Below are 12,932 nucleotides of genomic sequence, written 5' to 3' on the forward strand. Positions count from 1 at the left end.
GTCCTGCGAACAAGCAATCAACAGGAGGAGGAATCAGCTGTCGGAGGCGGACGAAAGAGTGCGTCTGAAACAAGGCTATGCCAGCTACGCGGTCCGACAGTTGTGCATCTCCACCCTGCACGTTTCCTATTGAAGAAGCGGGTGCCGCTCGCAGAATCCGGGAGCGGGTTGGCTTTTCACGGCTACCGAGGCAGCCGTGCGTCATGTCTCAAGGCTCGGGTTCCGAATCGTTGCGGCGAGGGATTCATGGGTCCGCCACGGCAACGCTTCGCAGGACTGCCTCACGTCCGTTCAATGTGCTTGCAGGCAGCGGGGATGGCGATTTCGCTGACATCCGCGGGCCCGGCCACTTTTGGCGGCCTCCCGAATATAGCAGCAATGATTAAGTGCTTCAATTGAATGAAAAATTGCTATGATGGGTGGATGACGACTTCCACCCCTCCGACTTCCGGCGTCCAGCTGCTTGAAGTCGCGCCGGAATATGCCGGCCAGCGCATCGACAATTTCCTCAGAACTCAGCTCAAAGGCGTACCCAAGACCTTGATCTATCGCATCCTGCGCAAGGGCGAGGTGCGGGTGAACAAGGGGCGGATCAAGCCCGAGTACAAGCTGCAGGCCGGGGACGTGGTGCGTGTGCCGCCGCTGCGCCTGGCCGAGCGCGACGAGCCGGCGCCGCTGGCCCAGGGGCTGCTCGAACGCCTGGAGGCCGCCATCGTCTACGAAGACAAGGCGCTGATCGTGATCAACAAGCCCGCCGGCATCGCCGTGCACGGCGGCAGCGGCCTCAGCTATGGCGTGATCGAGGCCTTCCGCCAGCTGCGCCCGGAGGCCAAGGATCTGGAGCTGGTGCACCGTCTGGACCGCGACACTTCCGGCCTGCTGATGATCGCCAAGAAGCGCAGCATGCTGCGCCACCTGCACGACGCGCTGCGCAACGAGCACGTGGTGGACAAGCGCTACCATGCACTGGTGCGCGGCAGTTGGCCGGCGGCGAAGAAGCAGATTCGCGCGCCGTTGCTGAAGAACAATCTGCGCTCCGGCGAGCGCATGGTGGAGGTCAACGTCGAAGGCAAGGACGCGCTCACCGAGTTCAAGGTGCTGCGCCGCTTCGGCGATTTCGCCACCCTGGTGGAGGCGCGGCCGATCACCGGGCGCACCCATCAGATTCGCGTGCATGCCAAGCACGCCGGGCATTCCATCGCCGGCGACGCCAAGTACGGCGACGACGAATTCTCCCGCGAGATCCGCGAGCTGGGCGGCAAGCGCCTGTTCCTGCATTCCGCGCAGCTGCGCGTGCCCATGCCCGACGGCTCCACCCTGGAGCTGGAGGCCGAGGTGGACGACATCTGGCGCAGCACCCTGGAGCGCCTGGATGCCTGATTACGCGCTGCTGGTCTTCGACTGGGACGGCACTCTGGTCGATTCCGTCGGCCGCATCGTCGAGTCGATGCGGGTGGCGGCCGAGCGTTCCGGCCTGCCGCGGCGCAGCGACGAAGCCATAAAAGGCATCATCGGCCTGGGGCTGCCGGAGGCGATCCAGACGCTGTACCCGGAAGTCGACGATGAGGCGGCGCTGACAGTCTTTCGTGGCGATTACGCCGAGCATTATCTGATGCTGGAGGTCGAACCTTCTCCTTTGTTCCCTGGCGTAGCCGATGCGCTGGAGCATTTCCGCCAGTCCGGCTACCGTCTGGCGGTCGCCACCGGCAAGAGCCGCCGCGGCCTGGACCGGGTGCTGAAGGGGCAGGGCTGGGAAGGCTTCTTCGACATCACCCGCGCCGCCGACGAGTCGGCGAGCAAGCCCGATCCGCGCATGCTGCATGAAATCCTTGCGCATTGCCGGGTCGAGCCGGGCCGCGCGCTGATGGTCGGGGATGCGCCCTTCGACCTGGAGATGGCGCGCCGGGCGGGCATGGATTCGGTGGCGGTGTCCTACGGGGCGCAGCCGCTGTCCGTGCTGCGCGAATACGGCCCGCGCCTGGAGATCGGGCATTTCAACGAATTGCGCGCCTGGCTGGATGGCCGGGCGCAGGACCTACGGATCGAGGTGAACGAGCATGTCGGATGAGTGGAAGGCCGAGGAGCCCGGCAAGGAAGACGCGAAGAGCTGGAAGCTGCTGGAGAAGGCAGTGCTGGCGGGCGTGCAGGAACAGCGCCGGGCCCGTCGTTGGGGTATCTTCTTCAAGCTGCTGACCTTCATCTACCTGTTCGGCGCCCTGGCGCTGTTCACCCCGTTGAGCGGTCTGTCCAAGTCCGCCTCGCGCAGCGGCAGCCATACCGCGCTGATCGAGGTGAAGGGCATGATCGCCGACGACGAGCCGGCCAGCGCCGACAACGTCGTCGGGGCGCTGAAGGCGGCCTTCGAGGACAGCGGCACCAAGGGCATCGTCCTGCGCATCAACAGCCCGGGCGGCAGTCCGGTGCAGTCCGGCTATATATATGACGAGATCAAGCGCCAGCGCGGCCTGCATCCGGACGTGAAGGTCTACGCGGTGATCAGCGACCTGGGGGCGTCCGGCGCCTACTACATCGCCAGCGCCGCCGATGAAATCTACGCCGACAAGGCCAGCCTGGTCGGCTCCATCGGCGTCACCGCCGCCACCTTCGGCTTCGTCGGCACCATGGAGAAGCTCGGCGTCGATCGCCGCGTCTACACCTCCGGCGAGCACAAGGCCTTCCTCGATCCCTTCCAGCCGCCCAAGGCCGAAGAGACGCAGTTCTGGCAAGGCGTGCTGGACACCACCCACAAGCAGTTCATCGACAGCGTGAAGAAAGGGCGCGGCGATCGCCTGAAGGACAAGGACCACCCCGAGCTGTTCTCCGGGCTGATCTGGTCCGGCGAGCAGGCGCTGCAGCTCGGCCTGATCGATGGCCTGGGCAGTACCAGCTACGTGGCGCGCGATGTGATCAAGGAAAAGGAAATCGTCGACTACACCGTGCAGGAAACGCCGTTCGACCGCTTCGCCAAGAAGATCGGCGCCAGCGTCGCCGAGCGCCTGGCGCTGTGGATGGGCTGGCAGGGGCCGGCGCTGCGCTGAGGCCCTGGTGTTCGAAACGAGCCGCTGCCTTTATATATAGAGGCAGCGGCTTTTTCGTTTCCGGGCGGGCCTTGTCGACCTCCGCTCCTACACCGCCCGCCCATGCCATTCCCCTGTAGGAGCGGGCCCTGCCCGCGATTCGCGCGCAGGGCGCGCTCCTACATGTTCCGGAAGGGGGCCGATTGTAGGGGGGGGGGGCGGACTCCGTCCGCGATGCTCAGGGAATCTGCACGCCTTCCGCCAGCAGCATGTCCACCAGGCGAATCAGCGGCAGGCCGACCAGGCTGGTGCCATCCTCGCCCTCGGTCGCGCGGAACAGGCTAACGCCCAGGCCCTCGGCCTTGAAGCTGCCGGCGCAATCGAAGGGGCGTTCGGCTTCCAGGTAGCGGCGGATGCGCGCCTCGTCCAGTTCGCGGAAGTGCACGCGGAAGGGGATGCAATCCACCTGGCAGCGGCCGCTGGCGCTGTCCAGCAGGGCCAGGCCGGTGAGGAAGCTGACGCTGCTGCCGCTGGAGGCCTTGAGTTGCTCCATGGCCCGCTCCAGGGTGTGCGGCTTGCCGAGGATCGCCTGGCCCTGGACGGCGGCCTGGTCCGAGCCGATGATCAGGTGCTCGGGAAAGCGCGCCGCCAGCGCCCGCGCCTTGGCTTCGGCGAGGCGGCGCACCAGTTGTTCGGCGCTTTCGCCGGGCAGCGGGCTTTCATCTATATCCGGGCTTGCGCATTCGAAGGGCAGGCGCAGGCGTTGCAGCAATTCGCGGCGGTAGGGCGAGCTTGAGGCGAGAATCAGTGGGCGCATCGGGAGTCTCCTGGGCGAAGTCCGCGATTCTAGCGAAAAGGCTGTCCATACAGCGGTTTATGCCTAATTTCCTTTGACAGAGGCGGGTGCATCCCTATAATGGCGCGCTTATGTTGAATGGGCCGATACCACCTCACGTCGATCCGCGCAAATTGGTAGAGCGCGAAGCCACCCTCGAGGGTGTGCTGCCGCTCGCCAGTATGCCGCGGGTTTGCGAACAGCTGACCAGCAGCGAAGGCAACGTCCGGGCGAAGTTCTTCTTCCACCGCGACGAGCAGAAGCTGGCGGTCATGCATGTCGAAGTCGACGCGCAGGTGAGCATGGTATGCCAACGCTGCCTCGAGCCGGCGACCTTCCAGGTCACCAGCGAGTCCGACTTCGCCATCCTCTGGGAAGGCCAGTCTGCCGAAGGGCTGCCGAAGGGGTACGATGCGCTGGAAGTGGGGGAGGAACCCCTCGACCTGCCGCCTCTGGTCGAGGACGAGCTGTTGCTCGCCTTGCCCATCGTTCCGGCCCATGACCCTGAAGAATGCCAGCATCCGGCGGGATTTGCAGCAGCGCCCGAGCCGAGCGAGAACGTGGAAGAACGTCCCAACCCGTTCAGCGTACTGGCGCAGTTGAAGCGTGACCCAAACGTTTAGGAGTTAATCAATCATGGCTGTTCAGCAGAACAAAAAATCCCGTTCCGCTCGTGACATGCGTCGTTCCCACGATGCGCTCGATGCGAACGCTCTGTCCGTGGAAAAGAGCACCGGTGAAGTCCACCTGCGCCACCACGTCTCCCCGGACGGCTTCTATCGCGGCCGCAAGGTCGTAGACAAGGGCTCTGACGAGTAATCCTTGTCCGCACCAATCATCGCGATTGATGCAATGGGTGGGGACTTCGGTCCCCACTGCATTGTTCCGGCCAGCATTTCCTTCCTGGCCCAGCACCCCGCTCTGCAACTGGTCCTCGTCGGCCAGGCTCCCCTTCTCGAAGAACTCTGCGCCCGCGTTCCCGCGGTCGACCGCCCGCGCCTGCACATCCAGCACGCCAGCGAAGTCATCGGCATGGACGAACGCCCGTCCCAGGCCCTGCGCAGCAAGCCCGACTCCTCCATGCGCGTTGCCCTGGAACTGGTCCGCGACGGTACGGCCCATGCCTGCGTCAGTGCCGGCAATACCGGCGCGCTGATGGCCCTGTCGCGCTATCTGCTCAAGACCCTGCCGGGCATCGACCGGCCGGCCATGGTCACCGCCGTGCCGACCCAGACCGGGCATTGCCATCTGCTGGACCTGGGGGCGAACGTCGATTGCAGTGCCGAGCACCTCTACCAGTTCGCCGTGATGGGCGCGGTGGCGGCCGAGGCGCTGGGCAAGGCCAACCCGAGGGTGGCGCTGCTCAACGTCGGCACCGAGGAAATCAAGGGCAACCAGCAGGTCAAGCTGGCCTCGACCCTGCTAGAGCAGGCCCGCGGCATCAACTACATCGGCTACATAGAAGGCGACGGCCTGTACCGTGGCCTGGCCGACGTGGTGGTGTGCGACGGCTTCGTCGGCAACATCCTGCTGAAAGCCAGCGAGGGGCTGGCGGCCATGGTGGTCAGCCGCCTGGAGCAACTGTTCGCGTCCAGCCTGTCGGCCAAGGCCATTGGCCTGGTGGCCATGCCGCTGCTGCGCCGCCTGCGCAGCGACCTGACGCCGGCCCGGCACAACGGCGCGAGCTTCCTGGGGCTGCAGGGCATCGTGGTGAAGAGCCACGGCAGCGCGGCCGAGGAGGGCATCCAGAGCGCTCTGCGCCGGGCCCTGGCGGAAATCCGCGAGAACCTGCCGCAGCGGCTCCATGGGCGGCTCGAGAGCCTTCTCTAAGTAACTGAATAGAAAGGAAATAGAGATTTCTGGCGGTAATGGAAGTATGCTTGCGCACCGCGCTCGCAAGGCTGCCCAGCGAGATGAAGTGCTCGCCCTGGCAATGTGACCGCGCGGTCGAGGCCGTCATCCAACTGTCAGTTCCATGCGCCAGGCTGCTGCTGGCGTTACCCTTCGACGAAACAGACACAAGGGACCCGTTGCAATGTCCGCATCCCTCGCATTCGTTTTCCCCGGCCAGGGCTCGCAATCCCTCGGCATGCTGGCCGAGCTGGGCGCGCAGCACGCACTGGTGCGTGACACCTTCGCCGAAGCCTCGTCGGCCCTGGGCTACGACCTCTGGGCGCTGGTGCAGGAAGGCCCGGAAGAGCGCCTGAACCAGACCGACAAGACCCAGCCCGCCATCCTCACCGCCTCCATCGCCCTGTGGCGCCTGTGGCAGGCCGAGGGCGGCGCCGCGCCGGCCTACGTCGCCGGCCACAGCCTGGGCGAGTACTCGGCCCTGGTCGCCGCCGGCAGCCTGGGCTTCGCCGAGGCGGTGAAACTGGTCGAGCGCCGCGGCCAATTGATGCAGGAAGCGGTGCCCGCCGGTACCGGCGGCATGGCCGCGATCCTCGGCCTGGAAGACGCCGACGTGCTGGCCGCCTGCGCCGAAGCCGCGCAGGGTGAGGTGGTCAGCGCCGTCAACTTCAACGCTCCCGGCCAGGTGGTGATCGCCGGTGCCGCCGCCGCGGTCGAGCGTGCCATCGAGGCCTGCAAGGCGCGCGGCGCCAAGCGCGCCGTGGCGCTGCCGGTCAGCGTGCCGTCGCACTGCGCGCTGATGCGTCCGGCCGCCGAGCGCTTCGCCGAAGCGGTGGAAGCCATCGCCTGGCAGGCTCCGCAGATCGCCCTGGTGCAGAACGTCAGCGCCCAGGTGCCGGCGGACCTCGACACCCTCAAGCGTGACCTTCTGGCGCAGCTGTACAGCCCGGTGCGCTGGGTCGAGACCGTGCAACTGCTCGCCGCCAAGGGCGTGAGCGATCTGGTAGAGTGCGGCCCTGGCAAGGTCCTGGCCGGCCTGAACAAGCGTTGCGCCAAGGGCGTGAACACCCACAATCTGGATTCGGCGGACGCCTTCGCGGCGGCTCGTGCGGCTCTGGCTTGAATAGGAGATAAGAGCATGAGTCTGCAAGGTAAGGTTGCCCTGGTCACCGGTGCGAGCCGCGGCATCGGCCAGGCCATCGCCCTGGAACTGGGCCGCCTGGGCGCCATCGTCATCGGCACCGCCACCAGCGCCTCGGGCGCCGAGAAAATCGCCGAATACCTCAAGGCCAACGGCATCGAAGGCGCCGGCCTGGTCCTGGACGTTTCCAGCGACGAATCCGTCGCCTCCACCCTCGAACACATCCAGCAGCACCTCGGCCAGCCGCTGATCGTGGTCAACAACGCCGGCATCACCCGCGACAACCTGCTGATGCGGATGAAGGACGACGAGTGGTTCGACGTGGTCAACACCAACCTCAACAGCCTCTACCGTCTGTCGAAAGCCGTGCTGCGCGGCATGACCAAGGCTCGCTGGGGTCGCATCATCAACATCGGCTCGGTGGTCGGCGCCATGGGCAATGCCGGGCAGACCAACTATGCCGCGGCGAAGGCCGGCCTAGAGGGCTTCACCCGCGCCCTGGCGCGCGAAGTGGGCTCCCGTGCCATCACCGTCAACGCGGTGGCCCCGGGCTTCATCGACACCGACATGACCCGCGAGCTGCCCGAAGCCCAGCGCGAAGCGCTGCTCGGCCAGATTCCGCTCGGGCGTCTCGGCCAAGCCGAAGAGATCGCCAAGGTGGTAGGATTCCTCGCCTCCGATGGTGCCGCCTATGTGACCGGCGCCACGGTACCGGTGAATGGCGGAATGTACATGAGCTGAATGTGACCTTACTCTTCGCGGATGTGTCATATGCGCTGTCTAAAATCCGTTATATAGATGCAACTGGGTTATAGACAGAACATCGTGGTGGTCGCGAAGGGGCGTCGGCGTTCAGCTTGAAATGCAGAAAACCCTTTCTATACACTTACCCGCAGCCCAGCTGTACGGATTGTCCATAGGAGTGAAAACAAGGTATGAGCACCATCGAAGAACGCGTCAAGAAGATCGTTGCTGAGCAACTCGGCGTTAAGGAAGAAGAAGTCACCAACAGCGCTTCCTTCGTCGAAGACCTGGGCGCGGACTCCCTTGACACCGTTGAGCTGGTGATGGCTCTGGAAGAGGAATTCGAGACCGAAATCCCCGACGAGCAAGCCGAAAAGATCACCACCGTGCAGGAAGCCATCGACTACATCGTTGCCCACCAGCAATAAGTAGCCGTTTCCGACGGAAGAAGCCGCACGGCCTGCAAAGGCGTGCGGCTTTTCTTTAGCATGGCGCTGGACAGCCCTGGTCGCGGTCCGGCGCCTATGCCGTGTATTCGCAAAATGAGGAAGTCGTAGTGTCGCGCAGACGCGTCGTCATCACTGGCATGGGTATGCTCTCGCCGCTGGGCGTGGACGTGCCGAGTTCCTGGCAGGGTATCCTGGCCGGCCGCAGCGGTATCGCCCCGATCGAGCACATGGACCTTTCCGCCTTTTCCACCCGCTTCGGCGGTTCGGTGAGGGGGTTCGACGTCGAGCAGTACATGTCCGCCAAGGAAGCCCGCAAACTCGACCTGTTCATCCAGTACGGCCTGGCCGCCAGCTACCAGGCGGTGCGCGATTCCGGTCTGGAAGTCACCGACGCCAACCGCGAGCGCATCGGCGTCGCCATCGGCTCGGGCATCGGCGGCCTGACCAACATCGAGAACACCTGCCGTTCTCTGTTCGAGCAGGGGCCGCGGCGCATTTCGCCGTTCTTCGTGCCCGGCTCGGTCATCAACATGGTTTCCGGGTTCCTGTCGATCAACCTCGGTCTGCAGGGCCCCAACTACGCCATCACCACCGCCTGCACCACCGGCACCCACAACATCGGCATGGCCGCGCGCAACATCGCCTACGGCGAGGCTGACGTGATGGTCGCCGGCGGTTCGGAAATGGCCACCTGCGGCCTGGGCATCGGCGGTTTCGGCGCCGCCCGCGCGCTGTCCACCCGCAACGACGAGCCGGCCAGGGCCAGCCGTCCGTGGGACAGGGATCGCGACGGCTTCGTGCTCTCCGACGGCGCCGGCGCCGTGGTGCTGGAAGAGCTGGAGCACGCCAAGGCCCGCGGCGCGCGCATCTACGCCGAGCTGGTAGGCTTCGGCATGAGCGGCGACGCCTTCCACATGACCGCGCCGCCGGAAGATGGCGCCGGCGCTGCCCGTTGCATGAAGAACGCCCTGCGCGACGCCGGCCTGAACCCGGAGCAGGTCGACTACATCAACGCCCACGGCACCTCCACCCCGGCCGGCGACATTGCCGAGATCTCCGCGGTGAAGTCGATCTTCGGCGAGCACGCCTACAAGCTGTCGATGAGCTCGACCAAGTCCATGACCGGCCACCTGCTCGGTGCCGCCGGCGCGGTGGAAGCCATCTTCTGCATCCTGGCGCTGCACGACCAGGTGGCGCCGCCGACCATCAACCTGGACAACCCGGACGAAGGCTGCGACCTCGACCTGGTGGCGAACCGGCTCAAGGAGCGCAGCATCGAAGTGGCGGTGTCCAACTCCTTCGGCTTCGGCGGCACCAACGGTTCCCTGGTGTTCCGCCGGTTCAACGGCTGATGTCCGCCTGGGTCGACGGCCGGCCCGCCGAGGCCCTGTCCGTGCGCGATCGCGGGCTGGCCTACGGCGATGGCCTGTTCGAGACCATCGCTGTGCGCGCCGGCCGGCCACGCCTGCTGGCGCGGCACCTGGCGCGCCTGGAAGAGGGCATCCGGCGCTTGTTCCTGCCGGTGTCGCTGGCCCAGGTCGAGCAGGAACTGCTGGCCTTCGCCGCGCAACTGGGCGAGGGCGTGGCCAAGCTGATGCTGACCCGCGGCGAAGGCCTGCGCGGTTATGCCGCGCCGGCCGATGCCCAGGCGCGGCGCATCCTCATCGGCTCGCCGGCGCCGGCCTACCCGGTGGCCCATTTCGACGAGGGCATCGCTCTTTTCCCCTGCGCCACCCGCCTGGCCGAGCAGCCGTTGCTGGCCGGCCTCAAGCACCTCAACCGCCTGGAGCAGGTGCTGGCCCGCAGCGAATGGAGCGACCCGGCCTTCGCCGAGGGGCTGATGCGCGACCAGGGCGGGCGCGTGGTCGAAGGCGTATTCAGCAACCTGTTCCTGGTCCGCGACGGCCGATTGATCACGCCCGAACTGAGCCGCTGCGGAGTGGCCGGGGTCATGCGCGCCGAACTGCTGGAATGGGCGGCGGGGCAGGGCATTCCCACTGCGATCCGGGATGTTGCCTACGCCGAACTGTTGCAGGCCGATGAGGTCTTTCTCTGCAACAGCCTCTATGGTGTCTGGCCGGTGCGTCGACTCGAAGCCCATGCCTGGCCGGTCGGGGCGATCACCCGTAAACTGCAAGCCCACTTCCGCGAACGCCTGGATTCCTGACCTGTGATGCGCAAATTGCTGGTGCTGCTGGAAAGCGGCCTGCTGTTGGCCGGGCTGTTGCTCGGCCTGGCCGGCTGGGAGCAGCGCCGGGCCCTGCAGCAGCCGCTGCAGCTGACCGAAGAACGCCTGCTGGACGTCCCTTCCGGCGCCACGCCGGGGGCGCTGCTGACGCGCCTGCAGGACGAGGAAGTGCTGCACGGCGCCTTCTGGCTGCGCCTGTACTGGCGCTTCAACCTGGCCGGGCAGGCCCTGCACAGCGGCGAATACCGGCTCAAGCCGGGGATGAGCGGCGATGACCTGCTGGAGCTGTGGCGCGAAGGCGACGTGGTGCAGTACAGCCTGACCCTGGTCGAGGGCTGGACCTTCCACCAATTCCGCGAACTGCTGGCGCGCCAGCCCAAGCTGGAAGCCACCCTGGCCGGCCTCAGCGACGAAGAGGTGATGAAGCGCCTGGGCAAGGCCGGCGTCGTGCCCGAGGGGCACTTCTTCCCGGACACCTATCGCTACGTCCGCGGCATGCGCGACATCGACCTGCTCAAGCTGGCCTACCAGCGCATGGAGCGCATCCTCGACCAGGAGTGGCAGGCCCGCAGCGGCGACCTGCCCTACAAGGACCCGTACCAGGCGCTGATCATGGCATCGCTGGTGGAGAAGGAAACCGGCGTGCCCCAGGAGCGCCCGCAGATCGCCGGGGTCTTCGTGCGCCGCCTGCAGAAGAACATGCTGCTGCAGACCGACCCGACCGTGATCTACGGCATGGGCGAGCGCTACAGCGGCAAGATCAGCCGCGCCGACCTGCGCGAGCCCACCCCCTACAACACCTACGTGATCGCCGGCCTGCCGCCGACGCCGATCGCCATGCCCGGGCGCGAGGCGATCCATGCCGCGCTCAATCCGGCCGATGGCCAGAGCCTGTATTTCGTCGCCCGTGGCGATGGCAGCCACGTGTTTTCCGACAACCTCGACGACCACAACAAGGCGGTGCAGGAATACCAGCTGAAGCGGCGCGCGGACTACCGGTCCAGCCCCGCGCCGATTCCCGCACCGGCGCCGGCGGAAGCTCCCGGGCAACTGCCGGCGCAGCAGTAGCACAGACAGAAGGAGAGCCGAGTGAGCGGCCTGTTCGTCACCCTGGAAGGCCCCGAAGGCGCGGGCAAGACCACCAACCGCGAGTACCTGGCCGAGCGCCTGCGCGAACGCGGCGTGGAAGTGCAACTGACCCGCGAGCCCGGCGGCACGCTGCTGGCCGAGCGCATCCGCGAGCTGCTGCTGGCCCCCAGTGACGAGCCGATGGCGGTGGATACCGAGCTGCTGCTGATGTTCGCCGCCCGCGCCCAGCACCTCGCCCAGGTCATCCGCCCGGCCCTGGCCCGCGGCGCCGTGGTGCTCTGCGACCGCTTCACCGACGCCACCTACGCCTACCAGGGCGGTGGCCGCGGCCTGCCGGAGTCGCGCATCGCCGAACTGGAACGCTTCGTCCAGGGCGAGCTGCGCCCGGACCTGACGCTGGTCTTCGACCTGCCGGTGGAAGTCGGCCTGGCCCGCGCCGCCGCCCGCGGCCGCCTGGACCGCTTCGAGCAGGAAGGCCGCGAATTCTTCGAGGCGGTGCGCCAGACCTACCTGCGCCGCGCCGCCGCCGAGCCGCAACGCTACCAGGTGCTCGACGCCGCGCAGCCGCTGGCGCGCGTACAGGCCGACATCGAGGCCCTGCTGCCGAACCTGCTGGAGCGCCTGCATGGCTGAGATCTACCCCTGGCAGGCCACGCTCTGGCAGCAGCTCAGCGGCCGCCCGCGGCATGCCCACGCCTACCTGCTGCACGGCCCCGCGGGCATCGGCAAGCGCGCCCTGGCCGACAACCTGGTGGCCCTGCTGCTCTGCCAGCACCCGGCCGGCGGCCGCGCCTGCGGCCAGTGCAAGGGTTGCCAGCTGCTGGCCGCCGGCACCCATCCGGACTTCTTCCTGCTGGAGCCGGAAGAGCCGGAGAAGCCCATCCGCGTCGACCAGGTCCGCGAACTGGTGGACTTCGTGGTGCAGACCGCGCAGCTGGGCGGGCGCAAGGTGGTGCTGCTGGAGCCGGCCGAGGCGATGAACCTCAACTCCGCCAACGCCCTGCTCAAGAGCCTGGAGGAGCCCTCCGGCGACACCGTGCTGCTGCTGATCAGCCACCAGCCCAGCCGCCTGCTGCCGACCATCAAGAGCCGCTGCGTGCAGCAGGCCTGCCCGCAGCCGAGCGCCGAGCAGAGCCGCGCCTACCTGGCCAGCGTGCTGCCCGGCGAGGACGCCGCCGCGCTCGACGAACTGCTGGTCCTGGCCGGCGGCTCGCCGCTGACCGCCCAGCGCCTGTACGGCCAGGGCGTGCGCGAACAGCGCGCGCTGGTGGTGGAGGGAGTGAAGAAGCTGCTCAAGCAGCAGATCGCCCCCGGCCAACTGGCGGAAAGCTGGAACGCCGTGCCGCTGCCGCTGCTGTTCGACTGGTTCTGCGACTGGGCGCTGGGCATCCTGCGCTACCAGCTGACCCGCGACGAAGCGGGGCTGGGCCTGGCGGACATGCGCAAGGTGCTGCAGTACCTGGCGGAGAAGTCCACCCAGCCCAAGGTCATGGCGATCCAGGACTGGTTGCTGGAGCACCGGCAGAAAGTCCTGAACAAGGCCAACCTCAACCGTGCCCTGCTTCTCGAAGCCCTGCTCGCGCAGTGGGCAAGCCTGCCGGGGCCGGGCTAGAATCGG

Annotated in this window: 15 protein-coding genes; 14 read left to right on the plus strand and 1 reads right to left on the minus strand. The window is 66.9% G+C overall.

Going from position 1 to position 12,932, the window contains the following annotated elements; translation table 11 throughout:
* Window positions 1–423: 423 nt before the first annotated feature.
* Genes rluC through sppA form a run of 3 tightly spaced genes read left to right on the plus strand, consistent with a single transcriptional unit; the run spans window position 424 to window position 3,038 of the window.
* Entirely contained in the window at window positions 424–1,380 is a 957-nt protein-coding gene (gene rluC, locus PcP3B5_RS09610) for a 23S rRNA pseudouridine(955/2504/2580) synthase RluC (protein ID WP_061561117.1), read from the plus strand.
* Window positions 1,373–2,068 (plus strand): HAD-IIIA family hydrolase, encoded by a 696-nt coding sequence (locus PcP3B5_RS09615; RefSeq protein WP_043267266.1) that lies wholly within the window; start codon window positions 1,373–1,375, stop codon window positions 2,066–2,068. The genes rluC and PcP3B5_RS09615 overlap by 8 nt, the downstream gene beginning before the upstream one ends.
* The gene (sppA, locus tag PcP3B5_RS09620) at window positions 2,058–3,038 is read left to right on the plus strand and encodes a signal peptide peptidase SppA (protein WP_061561118.1); all 981 of its coding nucleotides are present in this window, start codon (window positions 2,058–2,060) and stop codon (window positions 3,036–3,038) included. The genes PcP3B5_RS09615 and sppA overlap by 11 nt, the downstream gene beginning before the upstream one ends.
* 217 nt (window positions 3,039–3,255) lie before the next feature.
* Here the strand turns inward: sppA and PcP3B5_RS09625 are convergent, their stop codons facing one another.
* Window positions 3,256–3,834 carry a Maf family protein gene (locus PcP3B5_RS09625; protein WP_061561119.1) on the minus strand — a complete coding sequence of 193 codons (579 nt, stop codon included), beginning with the start codon at window positions 3,832–3,834 and terminating at the stop codon, window positions 3,256–3,258.
* 110 nt (window positions 3,835–3,944) lie between these two features.
* On the opposite strand from PcP3B5_RS09625, the gene PcP3B5_RS09630 reads away from it, so the two are divergent.
* The 11 genes from PcP3B5_RS09630 to PcP3B5_RS09680 all read left to right on the plus strand — a co-directional run bounded on the left by PcP3B5_RS09630 (window position 3,945) and on the right by PcP3B5_RS09680 (window position 12,926).
* Window positions 3,945–4,475, plus strand: a complete 531-nt coding sequence (locus PcP3B5_RS09630; protein WP_058488940.1) for a YceD family protein — start codon at window positions 3,945–3,947, stop codon at window positions 4,473–4,475.
* 13 nt (window positions 4,476–4,488) lie between these two features.
* Complete coding sequence (rpmF, locus tag PcP3B5_RS09635) at window positions 4,489–4,671, plus strand: 50S ribosomal protein L32 (protein ID WP_009621425.1); 183 nt, start codon at window positions 4,489–4,491, stop codon at window positions 4,669–4,671.
* 3 nt (window positions 4,672–4,674) lie between these two features.
* Window positions 4,675–5,682 (plus strand): phosphate acyltransferase PlsX, encoded by a 1,008-nt coding sequence (gene plsX / locus PcP3B5_RS09640; RefSeq protein WP_081884555.1) that lies wholly within the window; start codon window positions 4,675–4,677, stop codon window positions 5,680–5,682.
* Between the two features lie 205 nt (window positions 5,683–5,887).
* The gene (fabD, locus tag PcP3B5_RS09645; protein WP_043316160.1) at window positions 5,888–6,826 is read left to right on the plus strand and encodes an ACP S-malonyltransferase; all 939 of its coding nucleotides are present in this window, start codon (window positions 5,888–5,890) and stop codon (window positions 6,824–6,826) included.
* A gap of 15 nt (window positions 6,827–6,841) precedes the next feature.
* Window positions 6,842–7,585, plus strand: a complete 744-nt coding sequence (fabG, locus tag PcP3B5_RS09650; protein ID WP_009621431.1) for a 3-oxoacyl-ACP reductase FabG — start codon at window positions 6,842–6,844, stop codon at window positions 7,583–7,585.
* A gap of 194 nt (window positions 7,586–7,779) precedes the next feature.
* Window positions 7,780–8,016, plus strand: coding sequence for an acyl carrier protein (acpP, locus tag PcP3B5_RS09655; RefSeq protein WP_007160597.1), 237 nt, complete (start codon window positions 7,780–7,782; stop codon window positions 8,014–8,016).
* A gap of 128 nt (window positions 8,017–8,144) precedes the next feature.
* On the plus strand, window positions 8,145–9,389 hold the full coding sequence (gene fabF / locus PcP3B5_RS09660; RefSeq protein ID WP_082816280.1) for a beta-ketoacyl-ACP synthase II: 1,245 nt from the start codon (window positions 8,145–8,147) through the stop codon (window positions 9,387–9,389).
* On the plus strand, window positions 9,389–10,204 hold the full coding sequence (gene pabC / locus PcP3B5_RS09665) for an aminodeoxychorismate lyase (RefSeq protein ID WP_061561121.1): 816 nt from the start codon (window positions 9,389–9,391) through the stop codon (window positions 10,202–10,204). The genes fabF and pabC overlap by 1 nt, the downstream gene beginning before the upstream one ends.
* Before the next feature lie 6 nt (window positions 10,205–10,210).
* The gene (gene mltG, locus PcP3B5_RS09670) at window positions 10,211–11,293 is read left to right on the plus strand and encodes an endolytic transglycosylase MltG (RefSeq protein WP_061561122.1); all 1,083 of its coding nucleotides are present in this window, start codon (window positions 10,211–10,213) and stop codon (window positions 11,291–11,293) included.
* 21 nt (window positions 11,294–11,314) lie between these two features.
* Window positions 11,315–11,947: a dTMP kinase gene (tmk, locus tag PcP3B5_RS09675; RefSeq protein ID WP_061561123.1), complete on the plus strand. Its 633-nt coding sequence runs from the start codon at window positions 11,315–11,317 to the stop codon at window positions 11,945–11,947.
* Window positions 11,940–12,926: a DNA polymerase III subunit delta' gene (locus PcP3B5_RS09680; RefSeq protein ID WP_043267251.1), complete on the plus strand. Its 987-nt coding sequence runs from the start codon at window positions 11,940–11,942 to the stop codon at window positions 12,924–12,926. Before tmk ends, PcP3B5_RS09680 begins: the two co-directional genes overlap by 8 nt.
* Window positions 12,927–12,932 lie beyond the last annotated feature (6 nt).

The sequence above is a fragment of the Pseudomonas citronellolis genome, from assembly GCF_001586155.1.
GTDB classification, from domain to species: domain Bacteria; phylum Pseudomonadota; class Gammaproteobacteria; order Pseudomonadales; family Pseudomonadaceae; genus Pseudomonas; species Pseudomonas citronellolis.

Coding starts and splice junctions, on each gene's coding strand:
- rluC (WP_061561117.1), top strand. CDS start 424: ATGACGACTTCCACCCCTCCGACTTCCGGCGTCCAGCTGCTTGAAGTC.
- PcP3B5_RS09615 (WP_043267266.1), top strand. CDS start 1,373: ATGCCTGATTACGCGCTGCTGGTCTTCGACTGGGACGGCACTCTGGTC.
- sppA (WP_061561118.1), top strand. CDS start 2,058: ATGTCGGATGAGTGGAAGGCCGAGGAGCCCGGCAAGGAAGACGCGAAG.
- PcP3B5_RS09625 (WP_061561119.1), bottom strand. CDS start 3,834: ATGCGCCCACTGATTCTCGCCTCAAGCTCGCCCTACCGCCGCGAATTG.
- PcP3B5_RS09630 (WP_058488940.1), top strand. CDS start 3,945: ATGTTGAATGGGCCGATACCACCTCACGTCGATCCGCGCAAATTGGTA.
- rpmF (WP_009621425.1), top strand. CDS start 4,489: ATGGCTGTTCAGCAGAACAAAAAATCCCGTTCCGCTCGTGACATGCGT.
- fabD (WP_043316160.1), top strand. CDS start 5,888: ATGTCCGCATCCCTCGCATTCGTTTTCCCCGGCCAGGGCTCGCAATCC.
- fabG (WP_009621431.1), top strand. CDS start 6,842: ATGAGTCTGCAAGGTAAGGTTGCCCTGGTCACCGGTGCGAGCCGCGGC.
- acpP (WP_007160597.1), top strand. CDS start 7,780: ATGAGCACCATCGAAGAACGCGTCAAGAAGATCGTTGCTGAGCAACTC.
- pabC (WP_061561121.1), top strand. CDS start 9,389: ATGTCCGCCTGGGTCGACGGCCGGCCCGCCGAGGCCCTGTCCGTGCGC.
- mltG (WP_061561122.1), top strand. CDS start 10,211: ATGCGCAAATTGCTGGTGCTGCTGGAAAGCGGCCTGCTGTTGGCCGGG.
- PcP3B5_RS09680 (WP_043267251.1), top strand. CDS start 11,940: ATGGCTGAGATCTACCCCTGGCAGGCCACGCTCTGGCAGCAGCTCAGC.